General features: G+C 69.3%; 28 protein-coding genes. 18 read left to right on the top strand and 10 right to left on the bottom strand.

Annotated features, from left to right (window positions below):
- Positions 1-79: 79 nt before the first annotated feature.
- From hda to ACJQWM_RS12205, 3 genes are read right to left on the bottom strand one after another with little or no spacing between them, the layout of a single operon-like run.
- Positions 80-772 carry a DnaA regulatory inactivator Hda gene (gene hda / locus ACJQWM_RS12195; RefSeq protein ID WP_332703878.1) on the bottom strand — a complete coding sequence of 231 codons (693 nt, stop codon included), beginning with the start codon at positions 770-772 and terminating at the stop codon, positions 80-82.
- Positions 769-1920, bottom strand: coding sequence for an AI-2E family transporter (locus ACJQWM_RS12200; RefSeq protein ID WP_332703876.1), 1152 nt, complete (start codon positions 1918-1920; stop codon positions 769-771). The genes hda and ACJQWM_RS12200 overlap by 4 nt, the downstream gene beginning before the upstream one ends.
- Positions 1920-3071: a DUF2066 domain-containing protein gene (locus ACJQWM_RS12205; RefSeq protein WP_332703906.1), complete on the bottom strand. Its 1152-nt coding sequence runs from the start codon at positions 3069-3071 to the stop codon at positions 1920-1922. The genes ACJQWM_RS12200 and ACJQWM_RS12205 overlap by 1 nt, the downstream gene beginning before the upstream one ends.
- A gap of 201 nt (positions 3072-3272) precedes the next feature.
- On the opposite strand from ACJQWM_RS12205, the gene purM reads away from it, so the two are divergent.
- From purM to ACJQWM_RS12220, 3 genes are all read left to right on the top strand, one after another.
- A complete protein-coding gene (gene purM, locus ACJQWM_RS12210) occupies positions 3273-4328 on the top strand; it encodes a phosphoribosylformylglycinamidine cyclo-ligase (RefSeq protein WP_332703874.1) in 1056 nt (351 codons plus the stop codon).
- Between the two features lie 71 nt (positions 4329-4399).
- On the top strand, positions 4400-5077 hold the full coding sequence (purN, locus tag ACJQWM_RS12215) for a phosphoribosylglycinamide formyltransferase (protein WP_332703872.1): 678 nt from the start codon (positions 4400-4402) through the stop codon (positions 5075-5077).
- A 322-nt stretch (positions 5078-5399) separates the two neighbouring features.
- Positions 5400-6071, top strand: a complete 672-nt coding sequence (locus ACJQWM_RS12220; RefSeq protein ID WP_332703904.1) for a DUF3108 domain-containing protein — start codon at positions 5400-5402, stop codon at positions 6069-6071.
- A gap of 223 nt (positions 6072-6294) precedes the next feature.
- Here ACJQWM_RS12220 and murA read toward each other — a convergent pair whose 3' ends face one another.
- Together murA and ACJQWM_RS12230 are read right to left on the bottom strand one after the other, a co-directional pair.
- Positions 6295-7566 carry a UDP-N-acetylglucosamine 1-carboxyvinyltransferase gene (murA, locus tag ACJQWM_RS12225; protein WP_332703870.1) on the bottom strand — a complete coding sequence of 424 codons (1272 nt, stop codon included), beginning with the start codon at positions 7564-7566 and terminating at the stop codon, positions 6295-6297.
- 162 nt (positions 7567-7728) lie between these two features.
- The gene (locus ACJQWM_RS12230; protein ID WP_332703868.1) at positions 7729-7959 is read right to left on the bottom strand and encodes a BolA family protein; all 231 of its coding nucleotides are present in this window, start codon (positions 7957-7959) and stop codon (positions 7729-7731) included.
- A gap of 265 nt (positions 7960-8224) precedes the next feature.
- Here ACJQWM_RS12230 and ACJQWM_RS12235 point away from each other — a divergent pair, with 265 nt between their 5' ends.
- From ACJQWM_RS12235 to ptsP, 13 genes are all read left to right on the top strand, one after another.
- A complete protein-coding gene (locus ACJQWM_RS12235; RefSeq protein WP_332703866.1) occupies positions 8225-9226 on the top strand; it encodes a KpsF/GutQ family sugar-phosphate isomerase in 1002 nt (333 codons plus the stop codon).
- Positions 9227-9528: 302 nt separating this feature from the next.
- A complete protein-coding gene (locus ACJQWM_RS12240) occupies positions 9529-10086 on the top strand; it encodes a KdsC family phosphatase (RefSeq protein WP_332703864.1) in 558 nt (185 codons plus the stop codon).
- Positions 10083-10649: an LPS export ABC transporter periplasmic protein LptC gene (lptC, locus tag ACJQWM_RS12245; protein WP_332703862.1), complete on the top strand. Its 567-nt coding sequence runs from the start codon at positions 10083-10085 to the stop codon at positions 10647-10649. The genes ACJQWM_RS12240 and lptC overlap by 4 nt, the downstream gene beginning before the upstream one ends.
- Complete coding sequence (gene lptA / locus ACJQWM_RS12250; protein ID WP_332703860.1) at positions 10630-11205, top strand: lipopolysaccharide transport periplasmic protein LptA; 576 nt, start codon at positions 10630-10632, stop codon at positions 11203-11205. The genes lptC and lptA overlap by 20 nt, the downstream gene beginning before the upstream one ends.
- Positions 11205-11924, top strand: a complete 720-nt coding sequence (lptB, locus tag ACJQWM_RS12255; RefSeq protein ID WP_332703858.1) for an LPS export ABC transporter ATP-binding protein — start codon at positions 11205-11207, stop codon at positions 11922-11924. The genes lptA and lptB overlap by 1 nt, the downstream gene beginning before the upstream one ends.
- A 128-nt stretch (positions 11925-12052) precedes the next feature.
- Positions 12053-13468: an RNA polymerase factor sigma-54 gene (locus ACJQWM_RS12260; protein ID WP_332703856.1), complete on the top strand. Its 1416-nt coding sequence runs from the start codon at positions 12053-12055 to the stop codon at positions 13466-13468.
- A gap of 267 nt (positions 13469-13735) precedes the next feature.
- Positions 13736-14062, top strand: coding sequence for a ribosome hibernation-promoting factor, HPF/YfiA family (gene hpf / locus ACJQWM_RS12265; RefSeq protein ID WP_330970833.1), 327 nt, complete (start codon positions 13736-13738; stop codon positions 14060-14062).
- Between the two features lie 40 nt (positions 14063-14102).
- A complete protein-coding gene (locus ACJQWM_RS12270; protein ID WP_332703853.1) occupies positions 14103-14603 on the top strand; it encodes a PTS sugar transporter subunit IIA in 501 nt (166 codons plus the stop codon).
- 81 nt (positions 14604-14684) lie between these two features.
- Positions 14685-15635: an HPr(Ser) kinase/phosphatase gene (gene hprK / locus ACJQWM_RS12275; protein WP_332703851.1), complete on the top strand. Its 951-nt coding sequence runs from the start codon at positions 14685-14687 to the stop codon at positions 15633-15635.
- Positions 15636-15676: 41 nt separating this feature from the next.
- On the top strand, positions 15677-16540 hold the full coding sequence (gene rapZ / locus ACJQWM_RS12280; protein ID WP_411306867.1) for an RNase adapter RapZ: 864 nt from the start codon (positions 15677-15679) through the stop codon (positions 16538-16540).
- A 117-nt stretch (positions 16541-16657) separates the two neighbouring features.
- Positions 16658-17050, top strand: a complete 393-nt coding sequence (locus tag ACJQWM_RS12285) for a PTS sugar transporter subunit IIA (protein WP_332703847.1) — start codon at positions 16658-16660, stop codon at positions 17048-17050.
- Between the two features lie 64 nt (positions 17051-17114).
- A complete protein-coding gene (locus ACJQWM_RS12290; RefSeq protein ID WP_330970718.1) occupies positions 17115-17384 on the top strand; it encodes an HPr family phosphocarrier protein in 270 nt (89 codons plus the stop codon).
- A gap of 13 nt (positions 17385-17397) precedes the next feature.
- Positions 17398-19140, top strand: a complete 1743-nt coding sequence (gene ptsP, locus ACJQWM_RS12295) for a phosphoenolpyruvate--protein phosphotransferase (protein ID WP_332703844.1) — start codon at positions 17398-17400, stop codon at positions 19138-19140.
- 264 nt (positions 19141-19404) lie between these two features.
- On the opposite strand, the gene ACJQWM_RS12300 is transcribed toward ptsP, so the two are convergent.
- Positions 19405-19821: a hypothetical protein gene (locus tag ACJQWM_RS12300; RefSeq protein WP_332703842.1), complete on the bottom strand. Its 417-nt coding sequence runs from the start codon at positions 19819-19821 to the stop codon at positions 19405-19407.
- A gap of 187 nt (positions 19822-20008) precedes the next feature.
- On the opposite strand from ACJQWM_RS12300, the gene mgtE reads away from it, so the two are divergent.
- On the top strand, positions 20009-21370 hold the full coding sequence (gene mgtE / locus ACJQWM_RS12305; protein ID WP_332703840.1) for a magnesium transporter: 1362 nt from the start codon (positions 20009-20011) through the stop codon (positions 21368-21370).
- 103 nt (positions 21371-21473) lie between these two features.
- Positions 21474-21836 carry a YnfA family protein gene (locus tag ACJQWM_RS12310; RefSeq protein ID WP_332703838.1) on the top strand — a complete coding sequence of 121 codons (363 nt, stop codon included), beginning with the start codon at positions 21474-21476 and terminating at the stop codon, positions 21834-21836.
- A gap of 77 nt (positions 21837-21913) precedes the next feature.
- Here the strand turns inward: ACJQWM_RS12310 and ACJQWM_RS12315 are convergent, their stop codons facing one another.
- The 4 genes from ACJQWM_RS12315 to recG form a co-directional block, all read right to left on the bottom strand.
- Positions 21914-22855: an aspartate carbamoyltransferase catalytic subunit gene (locus ACJQWM_RS12315; protein ID WP_332703836.1), complete on the bottom strand. Its 942-nt coding sequence runs from the start codon at positions 22853-22855 to the stop codon at positions 21914-21916.
- Complete coding sequence (gene ruvX / locus ACJQWM_RS12320) at positions 22852-23361, bottom strand: Holliday junction resolvase RuvX (RefSeq protein WP_332703834.1); 510 nt, start codon at positions 23359-23361, stop codon at positions 22852-22854. Before ruvX ends, ACJQWM_RS12315 begins: the two co-directional genes overlap by 4 nt.
- Positions 23358-23951, bottom strand: coding sequence for a YqgE/AlgH family protein (locus tag ACJQWM_RS12325; protein WP_411306864.1), 594 nt, complete (start codon positions 23949-23951; stop codon positions 23358-23360). The genes ruvX and ACJQWM_RS12325 overlap by 4 nt, the downstream gene beginning before the upstream one ends.
- 101 nt (positions 23952-24052) lie before the next feature.
- Positions 24053-26212 (bottom strand): ATP-dependent DNA helicase RecG, encoded by a 2160-nt coding sequence (gene recG, locus ACJQWM_RS12330; protein WP_332703832.1) that lies wholly within the window; start codon positions 26210-26212, stop codon positions 24053-24055.

Genomic DNA, 26212 nt, shown 5'->3' on the forward strand with positions numbered 1-26212 from the left:
CCGCGATCGCTTGCAAGCCCGACCGGCGGCTCCGGATCGCGGCTGAAGCCGCTCCTGCGAGCCGCTCGTCTGATCGGTGTCACACCCCCAGCGTCTTGCGCAGGAACGGCACCGTCAGCCGCCGTTGCGCCGCGAGCGATGCGCGGTCGAGCTGGTCGAGCAACGCGGTCAAGCCGGCCAGGTCACGGCCGACGCGCCTGAGCAGCCAGTCCAGCGCGGCTTCCTCCAGCACCAGCCCGCGACGCTGGGCGCGTTGGCGCAGCACCTCGCGGCGGCCGTTTTCATCCAGTGGCGCCAAGGTCAGGCGTGCGCACTGCGCCAGCCGCGAACGCAGGTCGGGCAACACCAGCGCCAGGCGGTCGGGGTGGTCGCAGGCGGCATACATCACAGTGGTGCCGATAGCCCGCGCCCGGTTGTGGGTGTCGAACAATGCGACCTCGTCATCGCGATGGCCGGCGATGGCGTCCAAGTCATCCAGCGCGAGCAGGTCGTTGCCTTCCAGCGCTTCGAGCGCCTCGCGCAGACGGCCGGCCGCGGTGGCGAGCGGCAGGTAGGCGGCGCGGCGTCCGGCGGCCTCGGTCGCGGCGCAGGTCGCCAGCAGCAGATGGGTCTTGCCGACGCCGGCCGGCCCCGACAGGTACTGCCAGTCGCCGCCCGGCTGCGCGGCCAGCGCGCGCAGTTGCGCCAAGGCGCCGGCCGGGGCGCCGACGAAGGTGTCGAGGCGCTGGTCCGGCGGGTAGCGCAGCGCCAGTGGCAGCTGCGGCCCGGTCACTCCCGTGGGCGCTCCGGCTGTGGCTCATCGCGGCCCTGCTCGAATACGATCGACCCGGCCTCGCCCGCGTACAACTTGCTGTTGGTGTAGCGCTCCTGCGCAAAGCCCAGCAGCACGTTGGCCACCGCCGCCACCGGCAACGCCAGCAGCATGCCGAGGAAGCCGAACAACTGCCCGCCGGCCAGCACCGCGAAGATCACCGCCACCGGGTGCAGCCCGATGCGGTCGCCGACCAGCTTCGGCGTCAGCCAGTAGCTCTCGATCACCTGGCCGACGCCGAACACCGCAAGCACGCCGGCCACGTGTTTCCAGTCGCCGTACTGCACCAGCGCGGCGATCACGCCCATGATGATGCCGCTGGCCGGGCCGATGTACGGGATGAAGGTGAGCAGCCCGGCAATGATGCCGATCAGGATGCCCAGGTCCAGCCCCACCAGCCACAGGCCGACGGCGTACATCACCCCCAGGATCAGCATCACCAGGAACTGCCCGCGCAGGAACCCGCCCAGCATGTCGCTGGACTCCTGTGCCAGCCGGCGGACCGTGCCGAGGTACTTGCGCGGCACCAGCGACGCGGCGCGCGCGACGAACAGATCCCAGTCGCGCAGGAAAAAGAACGCCAGCACCGGCAGCAGCACGATGTTGGCGACCCAGGTGATCACCGCGAAGCCGGAACGCGACATGTAGCCCAGCACGGAGCTGGCAAAGCCGCCGGCGCGCTCCCAGTTGCTGCGCAGCAGTTCGGTCAGGCTGTTGAGGTCGAGCCAGCCGATGAGCTCCAGGCCGGTACGCGCCTCGACCCACGGCAGCGCGGTGGCCATGAACCACTCGCGGTAGCTCGGGAAGGAGCGGACCAGCGTCGCGATCTGGTTCTCGATCGCCGGGACCAGCAGCAGCAGGATCACCAGCAGCGCCAGCGACATCACCGAGAACACCAGCATCACCGCGACATTGCGCGAGCGGCCGGCCCGCTGCAGGCGATCGACCAGCGGATCGCCCAGCCAGCCGAGCAGCGCCGCCAGCACGAACGGCGTCAGGACAGGCGCCAGCACCCACAGCAACCAGAACACCAGCGCCGCCACCGCGGCCCATTGCAGGCGTTGCAGAAAGCGCGCGATGTCGTGCAACGGCGTGGATGAGGTCTCCATCAACGCAGCCTGTAGACGGGCGGTGCGCGGTCGCCGCCGATCAGCTCGCCGTCGCGGTCGACCAGCGGCGCGTCGCGGTCGAGCGGCGCGGTGCCTGGCCCGCGCTGGACCGGCACGTTGGTGGTACGCGGGTAGTCGCCGGCCCTGCCTTCCCCGTCACCGCCGACCAGCACGTCGTCGCCCTCGATCGCCTGCTGCAGGCCACCCAGGCCGGTCAGCAGGTCCAGATCAAGCTCCAGCGCCTGCGCGGTGGCACGCACCGGGGTGATGTCGCGCACCACCGCCAGCTGCTGCAGGTAACCGGACAGGCGCATGAAGTCGTCGCTGCTGTCGATCCCTTCGAACACCACCCGGAAACGGCCCGGCGGCCCCAGCTCGGTGCTGCGCTTGGCGTAGCGTTCGGTCAGCGCATTGGCGGCGCCGTCGGCGCCGGTTGCCATCACGCGACGGGCGTCGCTGCCGCGCTCGGACCACCGGTCCAGCACCCGGCCGTGATCGACGAATATCCAGTCCGCGGCCCAGCCGCCGTCGGCGCGGTAGAGCTTGCCGATCAGTTGCATCGGCGGGTCGTAGCGCCGCGAGGCGCGCGCCACCGCGGCCGAATCGCCGCGCCAGATCGCGCCGACCACGGCCTGCTCGGCCGCGCCGCCTTCGGGCAGTCTGAGCCCGAACCCGCGCTCGACCGCGCGATCGAGCACCGAACGGGCGGCATCCGCCTGCGCGGTGGCGACCAGCCGCGGCCCGCGGCCGTCGTCGATCGCCAGCCACAGCACCGGCCGGGGCCGCGGCTGCGGCCACACCGGCACGCCCAGCACCTCGACGATCGCCTCGACCCGCTCCTGGTCGAAGCGCATCACCAAAGTGGTGCTGAAACGCGGCGCACCAGTGGCCGACAGCCCCTCGTCCTGGCGGTAGTCGTAGCCGCTGACATAGTCCTGCGCACGACGCAGTACTTGGCCGACGCCCGGTTGCGAGGCGATGTCGCCGTCGCCCGACAGCTTGGTCAGCACCTGCGCCAGGCCGCGTGCGAACGCGACCCGGCGCTCGGCCGCACCCTGGCCGTTGACCGTGATCTCGGCCGCGTACAGGCCTTGTGCGCCGGCGCGATCGCCCTCGACCCGTTGCGCGGTCGCGGCAAGGCTGGCCAGCATCAGCGCAGCAGACCAGACCACGAGGGTTGCCATACGGATTGCGCGGGCCATCGGCGTCCTTAACTTCCGGAAATATGGTCGAAATGGTGCCGCAGTGGCGCAGGCACGTCCATCGGCGCGCGGAAAGCCGCACCGGCGCGGCGAAACCCGCAGCCTTCGCGACTGTTAAAATCGCCGCTTTCCCGCGACCCCAAGGCCGCCGTGTCCAGCACCCCGCCCGCCCCGACACCCCTCACCTACCGCGACGCCGGTGTCGACATCGACGCCGGCAATGAGCTGGTCGAACGCATCAAGCCGCTGGTCAAGCGCAGCTTCCGTCCCGAGGTAATGGGCGGGCTGGGCGGTTTCGGCGCGCTGTTCGACCTGTCGGGCAAGTACCGCGAACCGGTGCTGGTGTCGGGTACCGACGGCGTCGGCACCAAGCTCAAGCTGGCCCAGCAGCTGGGCCGCCACGACACCATCGGCATCGATCTGGTCGGCATGTGCGTCAACGACGTGCTGGTCCAGGGCGCCGAGCCGCTGTTTTTCCTGGACTACTTCGCCACCGGCAAGCTCGATGTCGAGACCACCGTGGCCGTGGTCGGCGGCATCGCCCGGGGCTGCGAGATGGCCGGCTGCGCGCTCATCGGCGGCGAGACCGCCGAGATGCCCGACATGTACGCGCCCGGCGAATACGACCTGGCCGGCTTCACCGTCGGCGCGGTCGAGAAGTCGCAACTGCTCGACGGCCGCCAGGTCCGGGCCGGTGACGTGATGATCGGCATCGCCTCCTCGGGGCCGCACTCCAACGGCTATTCGCTGATCCGCCGGATCTTCGACCGCGCCGGTCGGCCGGGCGACACCGACCTGGGCGGCACCCGCCTGATCGACGCGCTGATGGCGCCGACCGCGCTGTACGTCAAGCCGGTGCTGGAGCTGCTGCGCGGCGGCAACGCTCCGGCGATCCACGCGATGGCACACATCACCGGCGGCGGCCTGACCGAGAACATCATCCGGGTCATTCCCGACGGGTTAGGGATCGACATCGCCACGTCGGCGTGGACGCTGCCGCCGGTGTTCGACTGGCTGCAGCGCGAGGGCGCGGTGCCGCCGCACGAGATGTGGCGCACGTTCAACTGCGGCATCGGCTTCGTGCTGGTGGTGGCGCAGGCGCAGGCCACGGCAATCGAAGCCGAACTGGGTCGCCTCGACCTTGCGCACTGGCGCATCGGCGAAGTGGTCGCCAGCGACCGCGCCGAGCGCGTGCGCATCGGCTGATGCCCGGCCCCGGTCACTGCAGACTCGCAACGGCTGCCGCGCTGTCGTTGCACGCGGCGCGCTGAGTGGGCATGGAGCGTTTGCGGCTGGCCGTGCTCGCCTCCGGCCGGGGCAGCAACCTGCAGGCACTGATCGACGCGATCGCGGGCGGGCAGCTCGCCGCCGCGATCGTCGGTGTGTTCTCCGACAAGCCCGACGCGCCCGCGCTCGAACGTGCGCGCCACGCCGGGCTTCCGGCCCGGGCGCTGCGCCCGCGCGACTTCGCCACACGCCTGGAGTACGACCAGGCGCTGTTCGAGCAGATCGACCAGACCGGGGCGGACCTGATCGTCTGCGCCGGCTACATGCGCCTGATCAGCCAGCCGCAGGTCCAGCCGCGGGTTGGCCGCATGCTCAACATCCACCCTTCACTGCTGCCTGCGTTCAAGGGCCTGCACACGCACCAGCAGGCGCTGGACGCCGGTGTAGACGTGCACGGGGCCAGCGTGCATTTCCTCGCGCCGGAACTCGACGGCGGCCCGGTCATTTCGCAGGCGCGCGTGCCGGCGCTAACGGACGACGACGCGGCTACGCTTGGCCGACGCGTGCTGGCGCGCGAGCACCCGTTGCTGGTGCAGACCCTGCGTCTGTTCGCCGCGGCCCGCGTGGCGCTGGTCGATGGCGTGGTCCATGTCGACGGGCATGCCATGCATGCGCCGCTGCAACTCGACCAGGACGATCGACTTGTTCATGCGGCCGGGGCCCGCTGACGCTGCCATCCATGGCGCGTCACGCGAGACGCCCGGATGCGCGATGCGCGCACCGCGTCGGAACAGTACGAACGCGCCGCCCGTTAAGCCGGGCGTCACGTGCGCGACGCTGTTCATGCGCAGGAAGAGCGCCGCCGTCTAGGATTGCGGCATCGACTGAGACGCCAGCACGACATCGACGATGCCTGCTGGTCCAACAACAGGAGCACGCTGGATGAAGACGGCTATGACGAAGGGCTCGACCAGGCTTGCCCCACGCAGGGTTCCGGCAGACCGGGTTGCGGCACAGGCGCCCGCCCGGCGCGACTCGCTGGTCGGGCTCATGGGGATGCTCGGACTGCTCGCAGCGGCGGCGCTGACGCTCGCGAGCATGCCGGCCGCGGCGGTCGAACCGTTCACCGCCGATTACCGCGCCAGCTACATGGGCATGCAGGCCGACGGCCAGATGAAGCTCGTCGCGGCCGGCGACAACCGGTGGCGCTACAGCCTGGACATCAGCAACGCGCTGGCCAGCCTCAGCCAGTCCACCGTGTTCGAGGAGCGCGACGGCCAGTGGCGACCACTATCGAGCCAGGATTCGAGCAAGGTGCTGATCAAGCAGGAGGACAAGAGCGCGAGCTACGACTGGTCGCGCGGCGTGGCCAACTGGACCGGCGACGTCAAGCCCGGCCGTTCCGGACCGATCAAGCTGCAGGCCGGTGACATGGACGCACTGCTGATCAACCTGGCGCTGGTGCGTGACCTGGAAGCGGGCAAACCGCTCAAGTACCGCATGGTCGACGACGGTCGCATCAAACAGATGCACTACACCGTGCAGGGCACCGAGGCGATCACCGTCGGCGGCCAATCGCACCAGGCCACCAAGCTGGTCAACGACGAGGGCGACAAGCAGACGATCGCCTGGGTGGTCGAGGGCATGCCGGTCCCGGCGCGCATCCTGCAACGCGAGGACGGCGAGGATGCGCTCGATCTGCGGGTGCAGACGGTGCGCTGAGGCGCTGTTTGGCTGTCGTTACTGCGAAGGCGAGATCTACTCGCATCGCAGCAATGGCGCCGCTCTGGCCTCCCGCCTTCGCCGGGGTGACGCCTGGACTGCTTTGGCCCGCTGTTTCTTGTACGGCGCTCCCACACCGTGAATATGGGCACGCGCTATTGCCGCACCTTCTGCATCGGCGGGCTTCGCGGCTGAAGCCGCTCCTACAGGGGCGCGGGGCGCATCAGCCGACCCGCTTGATTTTCGCCCCGAGCGCGGAGAGCTTTTCCTCGATGTTCTCGTAGCCGCGATCCAGGTGGTAGATGCGGTTGATCGTGGTTTCGCCCTGCGCCACCAAACCGGCGAGGATCAGCGAGGCCGAGGCGCGCAGGTCGGTCGCCATTACCGGGGCGCCACTGAGCGCCTGCACGCCGCGCACCACGGCGGTATGGCCGTCGACGCGGATGTCCGCGCCCAGGCGCAGCAGCTCGTTGACGTGCATGAAACGGTTTTCAAAGATCGTTTCGCTGATCACCCCCACGCCGTCGGCAATGCAGTTCATCGCCATGAACTGGGCCTGCATGTCGGTCGGGAAGCCCGGGTGCGGCGCAGTGGTGAGGTTGACCGCCTTCGGCCGCCGGCCGTGCATGTCCAGGGTGATGCGGTCGCCGTCGCAGTCGAGTTCGGCGCCGGCCTCCTTGAGCTTGTCGAGCACCGCGTCCATCGTGTCGGGCCGCGCGCGGCATGCGGTGACGTGGCCGCCGGTCATCGCCGCGGCGACCAGGAAGGTACCGGTCTCGATCCGGTCGGGTACCACATGATGGCGGCCGCCGTGCAGACGCTCCACGCCGTGCACCACGATGCGATTGCTGCCGGCGCCTTCGATCCGGGCGCCAAGCGCCTTGAGGCATTCGGCCAGGTCGACGATCTCCGGCTCCATCGCCGCGTTCTCCAGCACGGTGACGCCCTCGGCCAGCGTGGCGGCCATGAGCACGTTCTCGGTGGCGCCGACGCTGACGATATCGAACACGTGCCGAGCGCCCTTCAGGCGTTTCGCGTGTGCCTTGATGAAGCCGTTCTCGACCGTGATCTCCGCGCCAAGCGACTGCAGGCCCTTGAGATGCAGGTCGACCGGACGCGACCCGATCGCGCAGCCGCCCGGCAGGGACACCTCCGCGACGCCGTATCTCGCCAGCAGCGGGCCGAGCACCAGCACCGAGGCGCGCATGGTCCGCACCAGTTCGTACGGCGCGACCTGGCTGTGCACGGTGGTCGGATCGACCGTGATGCCACCGCCGTTGCCGAAGGTGCCTTGGTCGAGCTCGATGCCGGCGCCCAGCTCACCCAGCAGTTTGGCGGTGGTGACCACATCGTGCAGGTGCGGCACGTTGCCGATCTGGACCGGAGCGTCGGCCAGCAGGGTCGCGCACAGGATCGGGAGTACCGCGTTTTTGGCGCCGGAGATCTGCACCTCGCCCTTGAGCGCGGCGCCGCCTTCGACAATGATCTTCTGCATCTGCTTCCAGTGTTTCGGGTTGGGGTGCGAGTACGGGGCGGCGGGGCGCCGGGACTCGGGACTCGGGACTCGGGACTCGGGACTCGGGACTCGGGAAAAGCATACTGCGCGTCATCCCGAGCGTGGCGAGGGATGACAGGTCGTGAAGCTTTTACATCGCTGTCAGCGCTGCTCGTCGGGCGTCAGCGTTTTCAGGGCGAGCGCGTGGATTTCGCCGCCCATGCGCTCGCCGAGCGTGGCGTAGACCAGGCGATGGCGGGCCAGCGACAGCTTGCCGCGGAAGGCTTCGGCTACCACGGTGGCCTCGAAATGCACGCCGTCATCGCCGTGCACCTCGGCGCTGGCGCCGGGCAGGCCCTGTTCGATCAGCGATTTGATGATGTCTGGATTCAATGGGTCTTATCCGCAAGTGCAGCAGTTGGGCGGGCCGCACCGCAACAGTACGGGCGTGGCGTGGTGCGCGCATCTTATCCAGCTGCGCGGCACCGGCGGGCTTTTACGCTGGCTTGCGCGTAAAATCCGCCCTTCAGCCTAGCGGAAAGCCCCTCCGGGTCAAATCGCCGGGACCACGGTTGCAGGGTTGGCCCGCTGCCGTTTAGACGCCGTTGCGCTGAAGCCATTACGGTTGAGCGGCAGCCTTGCAAGGACGATGCCCGAAATGGCGACAGCCCCGAGCCCACCCCATATCGACCAGACCGGCCTGGCCGCCAGCGGCCGCCGCGTGTTCGAGGTCGAGGCTCAGGCGCTGACCGCGGTTGCCGCGCGCATCGATGGCGACTTCACCGCCGCCTGCCGGCTCATGCTGGCGGCGCCCGGCCGGGTGGTGTGCAGCGGCATGGGCAAGTCCGGCCACGTCGCGCGCAAGATCGCCGCGACCCTGGCCTCGACCGGCACGCCGGCGTTCTACGTGCACCCCGGGGAGGCCGGCCACGGCGATCTGGGCATGATCACCGATGCCGATGTCGTGCTGGCGCTGTCGTACTCGGGCGAAAGCGACGAGCTGCTCATGCTGCTGCCGGTGCTCAAGCGCCAGGGCAACAAGTTGATCGCGATGACCGGCCGCGCCGGCTCGACCCTGGCACGCGAGGCCGATGTGCACCTGGACGTCAGCGTGCCGGCCGAGGCCTGCCCGCTGGCGCTGGCGCCGACCTCCAGCACCACCGCCTCGCTGGCGATGGGCGATGCGCTCGCGGTCGCGCTGCTGGAGGCGCGCGGCTTCACCGCCGACGATTTCGCGCGCTCGCATCCGGCCGGCGCGCTCGGCCGACGCCTGCTGCTGCACATCGCCGACATCATGCATGCCGGCGACGAGGTGCCACGCGTCAATGGCGAGGCCAGTGTCAGCGAAGCGCTGGTGGAGATGAGCCGCAAGCGCCTGGGCATGACTGCGGTGGTCGACGGCGACAGCCGGCTGCTCGGCCTGTACACCGACGGCGACCTGCGCCGCTCCCTGGACGACGCCGCGGTCGACCTGCGCAGCACGCGCATTGCCGAGGTGATGACGCGCTCGCCCAAGACCATCGGCGCCGACGCCCTCGCGGTGGAGGCGGCGCAGTTGATGGAGATGCACAAGATCGGCGGGCTGCTGGTGATCGACGCGGAACGACGCGTGGTCGGGGCGCTCAACATCCATGACCTGCTGCGTGCGCGGGTGGTTTAGCGTCGCCGGGTTGGGGCTCCGGGCCGGGACTCGGGACTCGGGACTCGGGACTCGGAACAGCAACAACAACAACAACAACAACAACAACAACAACTACAACAACAACTACAGCAACAGCAACTGCGTCGCTCTCGATAGGTGCCGTTTGCTTCATGTCGGGGCGTTGGTGCTTGTGCATTTCGACTTTGCTCCTACGCTCTTCCCGAGTCCCGAGTCCCGAGTCCCGAGTCCCGAGTCCGGAGTCCCGAGTCCCGCATCCTCTTCCCCGAGCCTGAAATCCGCCCCTTCGAGCCCACCCTGCCATGCCCGATCTCCACGACTGCCCTGCCGACATCCGCCAACGCGCCGCACGCGTGCGCCTGGCGTGCTTCGACGTGGACGGCACGTTGACCGACGGACGCCTGTACTTCGATAGCGAAGGCCGGGAGCTCAAGACGTTCCACGTCCACGACGGACTGGGCATGGTGATGTTGCGCAAGGTCGGCATCGCGGTCGCGTTCGTGACCGCCCGCGCGAGCGCGATCGCCGAACAGCGCGCGGCCGAGCTGGACGTGCAGGCGCATACACGCATCACCGACAAGTTCGCCTGCGTCAGCGGGATCGCCCGGGAGCTCGGCATCGGACTGGATGAGGTCGCTTTCATGGGCGACGACCTGCCCGACCTTCGGGTGCTGCCGCACGTGGGCTTTTCCGCCGCGCCGGCCAATGCGCATCCGTGGGTGCGCGATCGCGTGCACTGGCGCAGTGCCGCCCCCGGTGGCGAAGGCGCGGTGCGCGAGTTCTGCGACCTGCTGCTGGCCGCGCAGGGCCACGCCGAGCGCATGCTCAGTGAAGCCATGCCGACCGGGGTGCAGGCATGAGCTGGCGCGGCGTCGTCACCGTGCTGTTGCTGATCGGCGCGGGCGTCAGCGGCTGGGCATTGTGGTCGCAGCGCAGTGGCACGGCACCGACGCCGACCACCGGCAGCCAGCCCGACTACGTGCTCAACCAATTCGAACTGATCGCGCTGGACGACCAAGGCAACGAAGCCTTCAGCGTGCGCGCGCCGCGGCTTGCGCGTGACCCGAATACGCGGGCGCTCGACATCGCCACGCCGATGTTCCTGATTCCCGCTGGCGAGGGTTCGCAGGGCGGCCCGTGGGAAGTGCGCTCGCGCACCGGCTGGGTCAGCGCCGAGGGCGATGAACTGCGCCTGCGCGGCGACGTGGTGGCCGACAGCACCGGCGCCGACGGGCGGCCGGTCACGATGACCACCGAGCAACTGAACGTTTTCCCCGATTCCAGGCGGGCCACCTCCGAGGTCGCGGTCACCCTTACCCAGCCGGGTCTTATAATCAACGGCCGCGATCTCGAGGCCAGCCTCGATACCAAGCGCATCGTTCTCCAGGACACCCAGACCCGATATGAAAGCACTGCCCGCTAGTCTGCTGGCGCTCGTTCTGGCGGCAGCGTCCAGCACCGCGCTGGCGCGATCGTCCGACCGCAACCAGCCGATGGACATCGATGCCGGCGAGTTCGACTATTCGCTCGACGAGAGCCGGCCCACCGTGGCCAGCCGCGGGGTGATCATCACCCAGGGCACACTCGACGTCCGCTCCAGCCGCGCCAGCATCTTCCAGCGCAACGGCGAGGCGGTGCGCGTGGTGCTGACCGGCGGACCCGCGCGGCTCTCGCAGCAACTCGACAACGGCGATCCTATGACCGCGGCAGCCAACCAGATCGACTATGACCTGCGCACCGAGATCGTGGTGTTCACCGGCGACGTGCGGGTTGCCCAGCCGGGCAATACCCTCAGCGGCCAGCGCATCGTCTACAACATGCAGACCGGCCGCGTGCAGGGTGGCGGCGAAGGCGCGGGCCGGGTGAGGATGCGGATCATGCCGCGCAACACTGGCGCCAGCGAAAGCTCGGGCGGCGCTGCCGATACCGATACCCGCCCCGACGACACCAGCGACAGCGACGGACCGGAGGGCGGCTGATGCTGGTCGCCACCGGCCTGCGCAAGGCCTATCAGTCGCGCGAGGTGGTGCATGACTTCGGCCTGACTCTGGATGCCGGCGAAGTGGTCGGCCTGCTCGGCCCCAACGGCGCCGGCAAGACCACCTGCTTCTACATGATCGTCGGCCTGGTGCCGGCCGACGCCGGGCAGATCCTGCTCGACGGCAAGGACATCACCGCCGAGCCGATGTACGCGCGCGCCAAGTACGGCGTCGGCTACCTGCCGCAGGAGCCGTCGGTGTTCCGCAAGCTCAGCGTCGCCGACAACCTGCGCGTGGTGCTGGAACTGCGCGAGGACCTCGACAAGGACGGCCGCGAGCGCGAGCTCACCAGCCTGATGGAGGAACTGCAGGTCACCCACGTCGCCGAGCAGATCGGTGCCAGCCTGTCGGGCGGCGAGCGCCGCCGGGTCGAGATCGCCCGCGCGCTTGCAGCCCGGCCGCGGCTGATGCTGCTGGACGAACCGTTCGCCGGTGTCGACCCGATTTCGGTCGGCGAGATCCAGCGCATCGTGCGTCACCTGAAGAACCGCGGCATCGGCGTGTTGATCACCGACCATAACGTCCGCGAGACCTTGGGGATCTGCGACCGTGCGTATATCCTCAGCGATGGCGGCGTGCTCGCGCAGGGGGCTCCGGACGCGCTGCTGGCCAATCCCGATGTTCGTCGCGTCTATCTGGGTGAAACTTTCCGTCTGTAGGGTTCGTATCGGCACGTCGCACCCGGTGCAGCGTTGCACCGGTGCCCGGAAAATTCGTCACGGACTTTCCCGCTGCCCGGGGATACGCTGCGAGCGCCGGCCACCCCGGCAGCGTCAAGCAAACCACCATGAAGCCCCGTCTCCAAACCTCCCTCGGACAACAACTGGTGATGACGCCGCAATTGCGGCAGGCGATCCGCCTGTTGCAGTTGTCCGCGATCGAGCTGGAGGCTGAACTGGCCACCGCGGTCGAGAGCAATCCCCTGCTGGACTGGACCGAAACATCGGCCAGCGCCTCCACCGCCGATGACGCGCCGCCGGCGCCCGCCAGCGAAGAACGCGAGGCGCAACTGCCCGACAGCGAGTGGGGCCCCAATGACGGGGAGACCTGGTACGAGCGCATCGGCCCGGTCGACCACGGCGACGACAATCCGGTGGCCGAGCAGGTTGCCGAGCTCGAGAGCCTGCACGATCACCTGCTGTGGCAGCTGCACCTGAGCCACCTCTCGCCGCGCGACCGCATCATCGGCGTCACCCTGATCGAGGCGATCGAGGACGACGGCTACCTGCGCGAGCCGCTCGAAGCGATCGCGGCATCCCTGGCGCCGGGCCTGGACGCCGGCGACGAAGAGATCCTCACCGTACTGCACCAGATCCAGCGCTTCGACCCGGTCGGCGTCGGTGCACGCAACCTTGGCGAGTGCCTGCGCCTGCAGTTGGAAACGGTGCCTGAAGACACCCCGGGCAAGCCACTCGCCCACCGGCTCGCCAACGGGCCGCTGGAGCGCCTGCCCCGGGTCGGCGTGGCCGGACTCGCCGCCGAGCTGAAACTCGACCCAGGCGAGGTCGATACCGCGGTGCAGCTGCTGCGCTCGCTCGACCCGCGCCCCGGTGCGCAGATCGGGGCGATCGCCAACGACACTTATGTCGCGCCGGACGTGGTCATCTGGCGCCAGCACGGCGTATGGCGCGCGGCGCTGGCCGACGGCATGCGGCCGAAGGTGTCGATCCATCGCGGCTACGAAGGCATGATCCGCCACGCCAGCGCGGCCGATGCCAGCTACCTGCGCGGCCACCTGCAGGAGGCGCGCTGGCTGCTCAAGAGCCTGGAGGCACGTGGCGACACGCTGCTCAAGGTCGCGCGCTGCCTGCTCAGGCAGCAGGCCGGGTTCCTCGAATTTGGCGACAGCGCGTTGCGCCCGCTGACCCTGCGCGAGGTCGCCGCCGAGGTCGGCCTGCACGAATCCACGGTCTCGCGCGCGATCGCCCGCAAGTACGCGCGCACCCCGCGCGGCACCGTGCCGCTGCGCGCGTTCTTCGCCTCGGGCATTGACACCGGCGGGGGTGGCGAGGCCTCCAGCACCGCGATCCAATCGATGATCCGCCAGCTGATCGAGGCGGAAAACCCACGCAAGCCGCTGTCGGACGCACGCCTGGCCGAGACCCTCAAGGCCACCGGCGTGCCTGTCGCGCGCCGCACCGTCGCCAAGTATCGCGAGGCGATGGGTGTCCCGTCGTCGCAGGACCGGGTGCGGATGGGGTGAGACAGAAGGCTTTGACGCGGATCAGAGCTAAAAAGGGCGCGGATAAAGGCAAAGGGTAAACATGGAAACAGCGCAAAGAAGCGGTCCCGCCTCTCTCTGGGTGCATCTCCGCTTGGGAATAGCTCTGCACGCCCGAAGCTCTTGTGTCGGCCTTATCCGCATTTTTTTGCTCTGATCCGCGTGAAAACGTCTTCCGCTCTTCAAACCGCCATCCACGCCGCCTGCGATATGCTGCGGTCTCAGTCGCGACGTTAGAGGAGCTTTCCGATGCGTATCGAAACCCACGGCCAGCAGATCGATGTCACCCCCGCCATGCGGGACTACGTGGAATCCAAGCTGGCGCGACTGGGACGCCATTATGAGCAGCCGTTCGACGTGCGCGCCCTGCTCAGCCTCGACAAGCCCGACCACCGCGCCGAAGCGACCGTGAATGTTGCCGGTCGCACCCTCCACGCCGATGCCAATGCCATCGACATGTACGCCGCGATCGACCTGCTCGCCGACAAGCTCGACCGCCTGCTGATGAAGCACAAGAGCAAGATGGTCGATCACCACCGCGGCGAAAGCCTCGCGCGCACCGGCGAACTGGGCTGAGCCCCAGCGTCGCCCATCGACCGGCCGTCCACCCGCACCGATGCCCTTCAAGGATCTGCTCAGCGCCGACCGGATCGCGATCCTGGCCGAGCCCGGCGACCACCTGGCCGTGCTCGACGCCGCATCGCGCCTGCTGGCCGGCAACCTGCCCGCCGCGGCCGGCGCCGGATTCAGCAGCGCCGGGTTGACCGATGCCATAGGCGAAAGCCTGCGCAACCGAGAGCGGCTCGCCAGCACCGCGATTGGCCACGGCGTGGCAATCCCGCACGGCCGGCTGCCGACCATCGAGGAAAGCCGCGGTGCCTTCCTGCGGCTGGCCAAGCCGGTCGATTTTGGCGCAGCCGATGGACAGCCGGTGGACCTGGTCGTGGCGATGGCGGTGCCGGAACACTACGTGCAGCAACACCTGCAGCAGCTGGCCGAGATGGCCGAACGCTTCGCTTCGCCGCGGTTTCGCGCGCGCTTGCGCGCTGCCGCCGACGTGACCGAGCTGCGCTGCGCGCTGCTCGATGGCGCCTACGCCGATCCGGAGCGAACCTAGGATGAAACCGGCAGTTGCCTCACCACGGCCCCTCCAGGCGGGCGCCACTCGCGCCCGTCCCGCCGCCAGGGTGTGTCCGCGATGAACGCCAGCATCAGCGCCGGTGAACTGTTCGAACAGCAACGCGAGCGCCTCGATTTGCGCTGGCTGGCCGGCCAGGACGGCGAGCGCCGGGTGCTGGAGGCGGTCGAGACCGTCGCGCGGCGGCCATCGCTGGCCGGCTACGTCAACACGATCTACCCCAACAAGGTGCAGATCCTCGGCACCGAGGAACTGGCGTGGCTGGACTCGCTCGATTCGCGCCTGCGTTGGGAGACCATCGAGAAGATCATCCAGTACCGCCCACTTGCGCTGATCATCAGCAAGCAGCAATTCTGCCCCGAGGATCTGCGCCTGGCCGCGGAGGAGTCGCAGACGCCGCTGTGGAGCTCACCGCGGCGCGGCCATGAACTGCTCAACCACCTGCAATACCACCTGGCCCGCACGCTGGCACCGCGCGTCACGCTGCACGGGGTGTTCATGGAGATCTACTCGATCGGCGTGCTGGTGACCGGCGATGCCGGCTCGGGCAAGAGCGAGCTTGCGCTGGAGCTGATCACCCGCGGGCATCGCCTGGTCGCCGACGACGCGCCCGAGTTCACCCAGATCGCGCCCGACGTGCTCGACGGGACCTGCCCGGAACTGCTGCAGGACCTGCTGGAAGTACGCGGGCTGGGCGTGCTCAACATTCGAGAAATGTTCGGCGACACCGCGGTGAAGGGCAACAAGTACCTGCGCCTGATCATCCACCTGACCAAGCCCACCGAAGAGTCCGCACCCGGCGGCATGGAGCGCCTGACCGGCGACCGCGGCGCGCGGCGGGTGCTCGACCTGGAAGTGCCGACCATCACCCTGCCGGTGATGCCCGGGCGCAACCTCGCGGTGCTGGCCGAGGCCGCCACCCGCGTGCACAGCCTGCGCATGAAAGGGCTCGATCCGGCCGCGGCGTTCATCGCACGCCACAGCAACTTTCTCGAAAGGGGCGACTCGTGAGCACGCCGGCAGCGCCATCGGATGCCGTGCCGGGCGCATCGGTGCCCACCCTGGTCATCGTCAGCGGCATGTCGGGTTCGGGCAAGAGCGTGGCGCTGAACACCTTCGAGGACCTGGGCTACTACTGCGTGGACAATCTGCCGGCCGAGTTGCTGACCCAGTTCGTGCAGAGCGTCACCGGCGCCGAGAATGCGCCGTCCAAACTGGCGGTGGGCATCGACGTGCGCAACCGGCACAGCGACCTGGCCAACATTCCCGAGTGGCTGTCGGCGGTCGGCGCGTTGGGGCTCGACCCGCGGCTGGTGTTCTTCGAAAGCCGCGACGAAGCGCTGCTCAAGCGCTATGCCGACACCCGCCGGCGCCACCCCCTGAGCCAGCTCGGCCTGACCCTGGCCGATTCGATCTCGCTGGAACGGCAGGTACTCAAACCGCTGCGGCAGATCGCCGATTTCGTACTCGACACCAGCGATCTGAACGTCCACCAGTTGCGCCGGCACGTGACCACCGAGTTCGGGCTGAGCGACGAGGGCACGGTGTCGCTGCTGTTCGAGTCCTTCGCCTACCGCCATGGCGTACCGGCCGATGCCGACTTCGTGTTCGACGCGCGCTGCCTGCCCAACCCGCACTGGAATGCCACCCTGCGGCCGCTGTCGGGGCGCGACCACGCCGTCGGCGAGTTCCTGCATGCCCAACCCGATGTCGGCGAATACGTCGATCAGATCAGCCAGTTCCTCGACACCTGGCTGCCGCGCCTGAAATCCGACAGCAGCCGCAGCTACGTCACGGTCGCGTTCGGCTGTACCGGCGGCCGCCATCGCTCGGTCTACCTGGCCGAGCGCCTGGCGCAACATGCGCGCGAACAGGGCTGGGATGAAGTTGCAGTGCACCATCGCGAGCTGGACTGACGTCGGGTTTTCGGTTTCCAGTTTCGGATGCCGGGTGCGGGACTCGGGCCCCATGCCCCTGCATCCCGCGTATTCCCCGACTTCCGGCCTTTAACGTTCGTCTGCTAAGTTCCCCGCATGTCCGTCGGCGTCCTACTCATCACCCACGAAGGCATCGGCACGGCGCTGGTCGCGGTCGCCGGCCGCTTGCTGAATCCGCTGCCGTTGCGGACCGAGTCGCTGGAGGTGCCGTTCGATGGCGATCCCGACGCTCTGCTGCCGCAGGCCAGCGCGGCCTTGCGGCGGGTGGATGGCGGCGACGGCGTGCTGGTGCTGACCGACCTGTACGGGGCCACGCCCAGCAATCTGGCGGCCAGGCTGGCGCGGCTGGGTACCCCGGTGCGGCGGGTGTCGGCGGTGAGCCTGCCAATGCTGTTGCGGGTGATGAACTACGCCGAGCTCGAGCTCGACGCGTTGCCCGCGGTGGCGGCCGCCGGCGCGCGCAACGGCGTGGTGCTGGACCAAGGATGAAACGAAACGATGAGACAGGCATGGGGCGGCGAAGCATGAAAGGCGGAATCTCAAGGACACAGCGATGATCGAACGCGAACTGACCGTCTCCAACCGCCTGGGCCTGCACGCGCGTGCCACCGCCAAGCTGGTGCAATTGCTGTCGGCCTATCCCGGCAACGCCACGCTCACTGCCAAGGGCCGAGAGGTCAACGCCAAGAGCATCATGGGCGTGATGCTGCTCGCCGCCGGCCAGGGCACGCAGGTGAAACTGCGCGTGGAAGGCGATGACGAGGCGGCCGTGGTCGACCAGGTCGCCGAGCTGTTCGATCGTCGTTTCGACGAAGACGCCTGAGGCGCAGCGGGGCATGCGGCACGAGTTTTCCGGCCACGGCGCATCGCGCGGCAGCGCGCTCGGCCGTGCGCGGGTGCGCCTGCCGCACGTGCTGGAGGTGGTCGAGGAGCGCATTGCCGAAGCCGCGATCGAACCGGAGCTCGAACGCCTGCACGCCGCGATCCAGGGCGTCCGCGGCGAGATGCACGCGCTGCGCCAACGCCTGCATGGCGCGCTGGCGCAGGAGCTGGGCGAGTTCCTCGACCTGCATGCGCTGTTGCTCGACGATCCCGAGCTGCTGCACGGCCTCGACGAGCTGATCCGCACCGGCCGCTACAGCGCCGACTACGCCCTGCGCCTGCAACGCGACCGGATCGCGGCGGTGTTCGAGTCGATGGACGATGCCTACTTCCGCAGCCGCGTGGAAGACATCGACCAGGTGATCGGCCGGGTCCACGCCGCGCTGCACCGGCGCGAGGCCGACACCCAGGGCGTGGCCGGCGAGATCCTGGTCACCGATACCGTCGCCCCGGCCGAGCTGGCGCAGTTGCAGGCCCAGGGCGTCATGGCGATCGTGACCGCCTCCGGCAGCGCGCTCTCGCACAGCGCGATCCTGGCGCGCAGCCTGCACATGCCGTTCGTGGTCGGCGCCACCAACGTGCTGCAGAAGGTCAACGACGGCGACGTGCTGGCGGTCGATGGCAGCGATGGCCGGGTGGTGCTGGAACCCGACGCCGCGGACCTGCGCACGCACCGGGCGCGGGTCCGCGAGCACGCACGCGAGCGCAAGCAGCTCAATCGCCTGCGGCGCGAACCCTCGCGCACCACCGATGGCGTCGATATCAAGCTGTTCGCCAATGCCGAGTCGCGCCGCGACGTGGCCGAGGCCCATGCACTCGGCGCGGCCGGGGTCGGCCTGTACCGCAGCGAGTTCCTGTTCCTGAACGGAAGCGAGCAACAGCGCGGCGCGCTGCCGACCGAGGACGAGCAGTTCCACGCCTATCGCGATGTGGTGCTCGGCATGACCGGCCGCGCCGTCACCATCCGCACGCTCGACCTGGGCGCCGACAAGGCCGACCGCACCGGGCTGGCGCTGCGCGACGAGCCCAATCCCGCGCTCGGGCTGCGCGGGGTGCGCCTGTCGCTGTCCCGGCCCGGGCTGCTCGACACCCAGCTGCGGGCGCTGCTGCGCGCCTCCGGCTACGGCCCGCTGCGCATCCTGCTGCCGATGATCTGCTGCCGCGAGGAGGTACTCCAGGTGCGCGGCCGGCTCAACCAGGTCGCAAGCGATCTGCGCAGCGAGGGCTTCGAAATCGCCGACCACGTGCCGCTTGGCGCGATGATTGAGATCCCGGCGGCCGCGATCGCCTTACCGACCTTCATCGGCAGCGTGGATTTCCTGTCGATCGGCACCAACGACCTGATCCAATACCTGCTCGCCGCCGACCGCAACAACGAAGCGCTAGGCGAGCTCTATACCCCGCTGCACCCGGCCTTGATTCGATTATTGCGCGACGTGATCCGGCTGGCGCGGGCACGCGGCAAGCCGATCGCGGTCTGCGGGGAGATCGCCGGCGACCCGCGTCTGACCCCCATGCTGCTGGCGCTGGGGCTGGGCGAGTTCAGCCTGCATCCGGCGACGCTGCTGGAGGTCCGTCGTACGATCCGCGCTTGCGACCTGGCCAGACTGCGCTCGCGCGCGCCGGCGTTGATGCGCGCGCGCAGCCGCGAGGAAATCGAGCGCTGGCTGCACAACCAGTGCGGCCCGGAGGTGTAGGAGCACCTCAGCGGCAAGCCGCTGCTGTCGTCCTAGGCCGTAGTCCCGGACCCGTGTAGGAGCGGCTTCAGCCGCGAGTTCTCCGGTCCGACCGCGGGAACCTCTGCCCTGGTTGCAGAGCGACGTAGGGAACCTCGAATGAGCAATTTTCCGCGTCATTGCTCAACAACAGCAGGAGCTCGCGGCTGAAGCCGCTCCTACAAGGGGCTGCAACAACCGCGATTTCCTACAGCCACGGTGTCCTGCAACCGCCGGTCCGATGCATCAGCTTCCGTGATCGCCTTCATCGGGCGCCGCCGGCTGGCAGTCGCCCGGGCCGGCCTGGGTCGATGCCAGCAGCCGGTCGCCATTGCGGTTGAGCAGGTGGAACACCGTCTCGGCCCTGACCCAGTCACCGGTCTCCGCGCTTCCGCTGCGCTCGTCGCTGCGCGCGAACACGGTGCGCTCGGTGGTCCCGACCTGCACCTCGAGCTGCTCGACCAGTGCGTCTTCGACCTGCCAGGCGACGCTCGCGCGATAGAGGCCCGCGGCGGTGCAGGCGGTACCGACCGGCTCGACCGTGAGGCTGGCACCGGGGGTGGCGAACGGCAGGTGCGGCGGCATCTCCGGCTCGCTGCCGCAGGCAACCAGCACCAGCGACAGCAGGGCGATGACGGACACTCGGCAGGTGGCAGGTTTCATCGCGATCGCTCGTTGGGAGGGCCGCGCAAAATACCATGCGTGCAGCGATAGCCGGTGGCGCACCCGCTCTGGGCTGTGCAGCCCCGGGCGCAGCGGCGATAATGCGGCGATGAACGCATGATGCCGGTCGCTGTCGTCGCCGTGGCACGGTAACGGTGCGGCTCACTCCCGGTCCACGGAGCACCGCATGGCCGAAACCGCCCGCCACGACAAGACCGCGCGCCAGCTGCGCCTGCTCTCGGACGCACTCGACAGTGGCCGGCTCGGACCAGTGCGCCGGCTGGTCAATACGCTGTCCCCGGCCGAGATCGGCAACCTGCTCGAATCGCTGCCGCCGACCCGGCGCGCGGTGGTCTGGGGGCTGGTCGATCCGGACGACGACGGCGAGGTGCTGGTGCACGTCGGCGACGAGGTGCGCGAGAGTCTGCTGGCGGACATGGATCCGGACGAGATCATCGCCGCGGTCGAGGATCTCGACATCGACGACCTCGCCGACCTGGTCCAGGACCTGCCCGATACCGTCATCGACGAAGTGCTCAAGTCGATGGACCGCGACAATCGCGAGCGGCTCGAACAGGTGCTGTCGTATCCGGAGGACACCGCCGGGCGCCTGATGAACCCCGACGTGGTGACGGTGCGCGCCGACACCACCATCGACGTGGTGCTGCGCTACCTGCGCCTGCGCGGCGAGTTGCCCGAGCACACCGACCACCTCTACGTCGTCAGCCGCCGCCACCAGTACCTCGGGCGCATCGCGCTGGCGTCGCTGTTGACCAAGGAGCCGGGCACGCCGATCAACCGGCTGATCGACGACGAACAACCGGCCATCGACGTGGACGAGTCGGCCAACCAGGTCGCACGCCAGTTCTCCGATCGCGACTGGCTCAGCGCGCCGGTGGTCGACGCCAACAACATCCTGCTCGGCCGCATCACCATCGACGACGTGGTCGACATCATCCGCGATCGCGCCGAGCATCAGGCACTCGGCGCGGCCGGCCTGGACGAGGACGAGGATCTGTTCAGCCCGGTCCGGCGCGCCGCGCGACGGCGCGCGCTCTGGCTGGGGATCAATCTGGCGACCGCGTTCCTGGCCTCCTGGGTGATCGGCCAATTCGAGGGCGCGCTGGAGCGCATCGTGGCGCTGGCGGTGCTGATGCCGATCGTCGCCAGCATGGGGGGCGTGGCCGGCACGCAGACGCTGACACTGATGGTCCGGGGCTTGGCACTGGGCCAGGTCGGATTCGGCAATTTGCGCGCCTTGCTGATCAAGGAGGTGTCGGTCGGGCTGCTCAACGGACTGGCCTGGGCGATCGTGGTCGGCGTGGTCGCCGCGCTGTGGTTCAGCGATGTACCGCTGGGGCTGGTGATTGCCGGCGCGATGGTCATCAATCTGTTCGTCGCCGCGCTGGCCGGGGTGATGGTGCCACTGACCCTGCGCCGCATGAGGATCGACCCGGCGCTGGCCGGCGGCGTGGTGCTGACCACGGTGACCGACGTGGTCGGCTTTCTGAGTTTCCTCGGCCTGGCCACGCTGGTGCTGCTGCGGTGAGCCCGTCGAGCTGATCTGCACGGCACCGTAGTGGCAAGGGCCGGCTTCCCGACGTGCCGTGCGGCCGCTACTGCGCAGTGGGAGCGAGTGCTACCGTTCGACGATGAAATTCGCCAGCACGCTCGGTCTGTTCGTCCTCACCGCTCTGGCGGAGATCATCGGCTGCTACCTGCCTTACCTCTGGCTCAAACACGAGCGCTCGGCCTGGTTGCTCGTGCCGGCTGCATTGAGCCTGGCGGCGTTCGTCTGGTTGCTCACGCTGCATCCGCACGCGGCCGGCCGGGTGTACGCCGCGTACGGCGGGGTGTACATCAGCGTGGCGCTGTTGTGGCTGTGGGCGATCGATTCGGTGCGCCCCAGCGTGACCGACTATGTCGGCGTGATGTTCTGTCTGATCGGCATGGGCATCATCATGCTGGGCCCGAGCATGCTGGGTCCGAGCATGCCCGGCCCGCAGCGTCCGTAGGCTGGGCACGCCCTCCGTGCCCAGCGCGCCGGGTCCGGAACCCGTTGATGGGCACCAAGAGCGTGCCGATCCTACGGCTAGCGCGAGCCCAGCAATGCCTCCAGCACCGCCATGCGCGCGGCCACGCCATTGCCGACCTGCCGCAGGATCAGCGACTGCGCGCCATCGGCGACCTCGTCGGTCACCTCGACCCCTCGATTGACCGGGCCGGGATGAAGCACCACCGCGTCGGCGGCGGCACGACGCAGCCGGGCCGAGGTCAAACCGTAGTCGCGGTGGTAGTCGTGCAGCGAGCCAACCAGCCCTTCCTGCATGCGCTCGCGTTGCAGGCGCAGCAGCATCACCGCGTCGACGCCCTCCAGCGCCGCATCCAGGTCATGGCTGACGGTGCAGCCCTCCAGCGTTGCGTCCTCGGGCAACAGCGCCTGCGGTGCGCACACCCGGAGCTCGCCGGTGCCCACCGTGCGCAACGCGTGCAGGTCCGAGCGGGCGACTCGTGAATGCCTGACGTCGCCGACGATCAACACCTTCAGACAGGAGAAATCCTCGCCCTTGGCCTGGCGCAGCGTCAGCATGTCGAGCAGGCCCTGGGTCGGGTGCGCGCTGCGGCCGTCGCCGGCGTTGATCAACGCGGTGGCGGGACCGGCCGCTTCGGCGAGTGCGGCTACCGCGCCGTCGTGCTGGTGACGCACGATGAAACCGCGCACGCCCATTGCCTCGATCGTCCTGAGCGTGTCGCGCGCGCTTTCGCCCTTGCTGGTCGAGGAGGTCGAGGCATCGAAGTTCAGCACCTCGGCGCCGAGCCGCTGCGCGGCGAGCTGGAAGCTCATGCGGGTGCGCGTGGAAGGCTCGAAGAACAGCGTGCAGACCGCGCTGCCGGCCAAAACGCTGCGGTCCTCGCGCACGTCGGCGTAATGCTGCGCGCGCTCCAGCAGCGCTTCCAGCTGCGCCCGCGGCAGGCCCTCCAGGGTGAGCAGGTGTTGCAGCGCATGCGGCGGGTCGGCGTGTCGGGAAATCATGCGGGGGGCTGCTCGGAAAGTGCGAGGGCATCGCCCGGTGCGGCCAGCCAGCGCTCGATGATCACCGCGGCGGCGATCGCATCCAGCGCCTCGGCATCGCGGCGGCGCTTGCGCCCCTGGGCGCGGTCGGCGGCGAAACGCTGCGCCGCCTCGATCGAACTCAGGCGCTCATCGACCAACGCCACCGGCAGCCGGTAGCGCGCCTGCAGCTCGCGGCCGAACGCGTGGGCCCGCACGCGGATCGGCTGGTCACCGCCGTCCAGCGTCATCGGGTCGCCGACGATCAGCCCGTCCGGCCGCCACTCCTTGTACAGACGATCGAGCGCGTTCCAGTCCGGCCCGTGGCCATGCACGTCGACCACCGCCAGCGCGCGCGCGCCGTGGCCGAAGGCACTGCCGACCGCCACGCCGATGCGGCGCGCGCCGACGTCGAAGCCGAGCACCGTGCCGTCGCGCCTGATCAGCGCCGGAGCGGGCGTGGTGGCCGGTGTCGGCGCCTGGCTCATGCGTGACCGGCGTAGTCGGCCAGGTGCGCGAAATCCACCCCGATCAGACCGGCCGCCGCGTGCCAGCGGGCTTCCAGTGGCAGCGCGAACAGCAACTCGGTGTCCGACGGCGCGGTCAGCCAGTCGTTGTCGGTCAGCTCGTGCTCGAGCTGTCCCGCGCCCCAGCCGGCGCAGCCGAGCGCGACGATCGCGTGCTCGGGACCCTCGCCCCGGGCCATGGCTTCGAGAATGTCGCGCGAGGTGGTCAGAAACAGCCGCTGGGCGATCTCCAGCGTCGAGTCCCAGCGCATGCCGCCGTCATGCAGCACGAAGCCGCGCTCGGGATGGACCGGCCCGCCGGCGAGCACGACCTGCGTGCGCAGGGCCTCGCCGCCGCCCTCCACCCCCATCTGCCCGAACACCTCGCCCAGGGTGTACTCGGACGCGCGGTTGACGATGATGGCCATCGCGCCGTCACCGTCGTGCTGGCAGACCAGCGCGACGCTGCGCGAGAAATTGGTATTGGCCAGCGACGGCAAGGCGATCAGCAACTGGTTGGCGAGGGGCGTGGCTGTCGCGGCGGGCGTGGGCGTGGTGGGCATTGCGGGCATGGCTGCATTCTAGCTGCGTGACATCTTCGCCGCGAAGCCCACAGGACGCCGTGATGCCGCTTGGCAACCTGACCAGCCGGCCCTCGCGGCAAGGCCTGAGCTCAGGCGCTGGCGTAATGCAGTGCCGCGCCGACCCAGCGGGACACGATGCGTTCGGCGATGTCCGGGGATTGCTGCAGCAAGCGATCGCCGAGCTCCTGCACCTGCGGCAGCAGGTCGGCATCGCGGGCGAGGTCGGCAACGCGGAAGCCGGCGATGCCGGTCTGCCGGGTGCCGAGCAGCTCGCCCGGGCCGCGCAGTTCCAGGTCTTTCTCGGCGATCACGAAACCATCCTGGGTCTGGCGCATCGTCTCCAGCCGCTGCCTGGCCAGCGCCGACAGCGGCGACTGGTACAGCAGCACGCAGTTGGATGCGGCGCTGCCCCGCCCCACCCGGCCGCGCAGCTGGTGCAGTTGCGCCAGGCCGAGCCGCTCGGCGTTCTCGATGATCATCAGCGAAGCATTGGGCACGTCGACGCCGACCTCGATCACGGTGGTCGCAACCAGCAGGTCGATTTCGCCGCGCTTGAACGCCAGCATCGTCGCCTGCTTGTCGGCGCCTTTCATGCGCCCGTGCACCAGACCGACGCGAAGCCCAGGCAACTGCAGGGTCAGTCCGTCGAAGGTGGTCTGCGCGGCCTGAGCGACGATCTCGTCGCTTTCGTCGATGATCGTGCAGACCCAGTACGCCTGCCGGCCCTCGGCGCAGGCGGTGCGGATGCGTTCGACCAGCTCCGGCCGGCGTTCGGCACTGAGCGCGATGGTCTGCACCGGGGTGCGGCCGGGCGGCAATTCGTCGATCGCCGAGACATCCAGATCGGCGTAGGCCGCCATCGCCAGCGTGCGCGGAATTGGCGTTGCGGTCATCACCAGTTGGTGCGGGACGATCGCGGCAGCCCTGCCCAGAACGTCGCCGACATCCCCTCCACCGGCCCCCTTGTCGCGCAGCGCCAGGCGCTGATGAACGCCGAAACGATGCTGTTCATCGACGATCGCCAGCGCCAAGTCGTGGAAAACGACGCCTTGCTGCATTAGCGCATGGGTACCGACCACCAGCTGCGCCTCGCCGGAAGCGACCGCGGCCAGCACCTGCGCGCGGGCGCGGCCGGTGACCTTGCCGGCCAGCCACGCCACGCGCACGCCAAGCGGCTCCAGCCAGCCGCGCAGGTTGACGAGGTGCTGCTCGGCGAGCAGTTCGGTCGGCGCCATCAGCGCGGCCTGCTTGCCGGCGCCGACCGCCAGCATCGCCGCCAGCGCGGCGACCACGGTCTTGCCGCTGCCGACGTCGCCCTGCACCAGCCGCAGCATCGGCGAGGGCTTGCGCAGATCCCGCAGGATTTGCTCGAACACGCGCTGCTGCGCGCCGGTCAACGCGAACGGCAACGCAGCGCGCAGGCGCTCGGCCAGTGTCGTGGAACGTAGTGCCGGCGCGGCATGCGCCTGCTGGGCCATGCGCTGGCGGCGCAGGCTGAGGTGATGGGCGAGCAACTCCTCCAGCGCCAGGCGTCGCTGCGCCGGATGGGTGCCGGCGAGCAGTGCCGCGATGTCGGCGTCCTGCGCGGGGCGATGCACGGTCAGCAATGCATCGCGCAACGACGGCAGGTGCAGGCCCTCGCGCAGCTCGCGCGGTAGCAGTTCGAGCGCGGCATCGTCGGGCAGGCGATCCAGCGCCAGCCCGATCAGGCGCCGCAGCGAGGCCGCACCGATGCCTTCGATCGCCGGATACACCGGATCGAGTGCGTCGCCGAGCACGGCGTCGGCCTCGACATCGAGCAGGCGATAACTGGGATGCACGATCTCCAGCCCGTGCTGGCCGGGCCGCGGGGTGCCGTAGCAGCGCACCCGCGCACCGGGGACGAACTGCGCGACCTGCGCGGCGCGGAAATGAAAGAACCGCAGCACCAGTGTCGCCTGCGACTCGTCGCCGATCGCCACGCGCAGCGTCGGCTTGTAGCGAAAGCCGCGTTCGACCGCCTCGATGCGCCCCTCGACCTGCACCGCGACCCCGGGCTGCAGCCCGCGGATCGGCGCGATCCGGGTGCGGTCCTCGTACTGCCGCGGCAGTTGCAGCCACAGGTCCTGTAGGCAGGTCAGGCCGCGCGCGGCAAGCTTTTCGGCGACCTTGGGCCCGCAGCCCGGCAATGCGGTCAGCGGGGTCTCGCCGACCGCCGCGAGCGCGGGGCCGGGACGGGCGACACGCGCGGCACGTGCGGGACGTGCCAT

This window comes from Novilysobacter longmucuonensis, assembly GCF_046600735.1.
In the GTDB taxonomy this organism is placed as follows: domain Bacteria; phylum Pseudomonadota; class Gammaproteobacteria; order Xanthomonadales; family Xanthomonadaceae; genus Novilysobacter_A; species Novilysobacter_A longmucuonensis.

Coding starts and splice junctions, on each gene's coding strand:
- ACJQWM_RS12290 (WP_330970718.1), top strand. CDS start 17,115: ATGATCGAACGCGAACTGACCGTCTCCAACCGCCTGGGCCTGCACGCG.
- ACJQWM_RS12325 (WP_411306864.1), bottom strand. CDS start 23,951: ATGCCCGCAATGCCCACCACGCCCACGCCCGCCGCGACAGCCACGCCC.
- lptC (WP_332703862.1), top strand. CDS start 10,083: ATGAGCTGGCGCGGCGTCGTCACCGTGCTGTTGCTGATCGGCGCGGGC.
- ACJQWM_RS12270 (WP_332703853.1), top strand. CDS start 14,103: ATGCCCTTCAAGGATCTGCTCAGCGCCGACCGGATCGCGATCCTGGCC.
- ACJQWM_RS12300 (WP_332703842.1), bottom strand. CDS start 19,821: ATGAAACCTGCCACCTGCCGAGTGTCCGTCATCGCCCTGCTGTCGCTG.
- ACJQWM_RS12240 (WP_332703864.1), top strand. CDS start 9,529: ATGCCCGATCTCCACGACTGCCCTGCCGACATCCGCCAACGCGCCGCA.
- mgtE (WP_332703840.1), top strand. CDS start 20,009: ATGGCCGAAACCGCCCGCCACGACAAGACCGCGCGCCAGCTGCGCCTG.
- ACJQWM_RS12205 (WP_332703906.1), bottom strand. CDS start 3,071: ATGCTGGCCAGCCTTGCCGCGACCGCGCAACGGGTCGAGGGCGATCGC.
- ACJQWM_RS12260 (WP_332703856.1), top strand. CDS start 12,053: ATGAAGCCCCGTCTCCAAACCTCCCTCGGACAACAACTGGTGATGACG.
- lptB (WP_332703858.1), top strand. CDS start 11,205: ATGCTGGTCGCCACCGGCCTGCGCAAGGCCTATCAGTCGCGCGAGGTG.
- ACJQWM_RS12235 (WP_332703866.1), top strand. CDS start 8,225: ATGGCGACAGCCCCGAGCCCACCCCATATCGACCAGACCGGCCTGGCC.
- hprK (WP_332703851.1), top strand. CDS start 14,685: ATGAACGCCAGCATCAGCGCCGGTGAACTGTTCGAACAGCAACGCGAG.
- ACJQWM_RS12220 (WP_332703904.1), top strand. CDS start 5,400: ATGGGGATGCTCGGACTGCTCGCAGCGGCGGCGCTGACGCTCGCGAGC.
- hpf (WP_330970833.1), top strand. CDS start 13,736: ATGCGTATCGAAACCCACGGCCAGCAGATCGATGTCACCCCCGCCATG.
- ptsP (WP_332703844.1), top strand. CDS start 17,398: ATGCGGCACGAGTTTTCCGGCCACGGCGCATCGCGCGGCAGCGCGCTC.
- ACJQWM_RS12310 (WP_332703838.1), top strand. CDS start 21,474: ATGAAATTCGCCAGCACGCTCGGTCTGTTCGTCCTCACCGCTCTGGCG.
- murA (WP_332703870.1), bottom strand. CDS start 7,566: ATGCAGAAGATCATTGTCGAAGGCGGCGCCGCGCTCAAGGGCGAGGTG.
- lptA (WP_332703860.1), top strand. CDS start 10,630: ATGAAAGCACTGCCCGCTAGTCTGCTGGCGCTCGTTCTGGCGGCAGCG.
- recG (WP_332703832.1), bottom strand. CDS start 26,212: ATGGCACGTCCCGCACGTGCCGCGCGTGTCGCCCGTCCCGGCCCCGCG.
- ACJQWM_RS12285 (WP_332703847.1), top strand. CDS start 16,658: ATGTCCGTCGGCGTCCTACTCATCACCCACGAAGGCATCGGCACGGCG.
- purN (WP_332703872.1), top strand. CDS start 4,400: ATGGAGCGTTTGCGGCTGGCCGTGCTCGCCTCCGGCCGGGGCAGCAAC.
- ACJQWM_RS12315 (WP_332703836.1), bottom strand. CDS start 22,855: ATGATTTCCCGACACGCCGACCCGCCGCATGCGCTGCAACACCTGCTC.
- ruvX (WP_332703834.1), bottom strand. CDS start 23,361: ATGAGCCAGGCGCCGACACCGGCCACCACGCCCGCTCCGGCGCTGATC.
- ACJQWM_RS12200 (WP_332703876.1), bottom strand. CDS start 1,920: ATGGAGACCTCATCCACGCCGTTGCACGACATCGCGCGCTTTCTGCAA.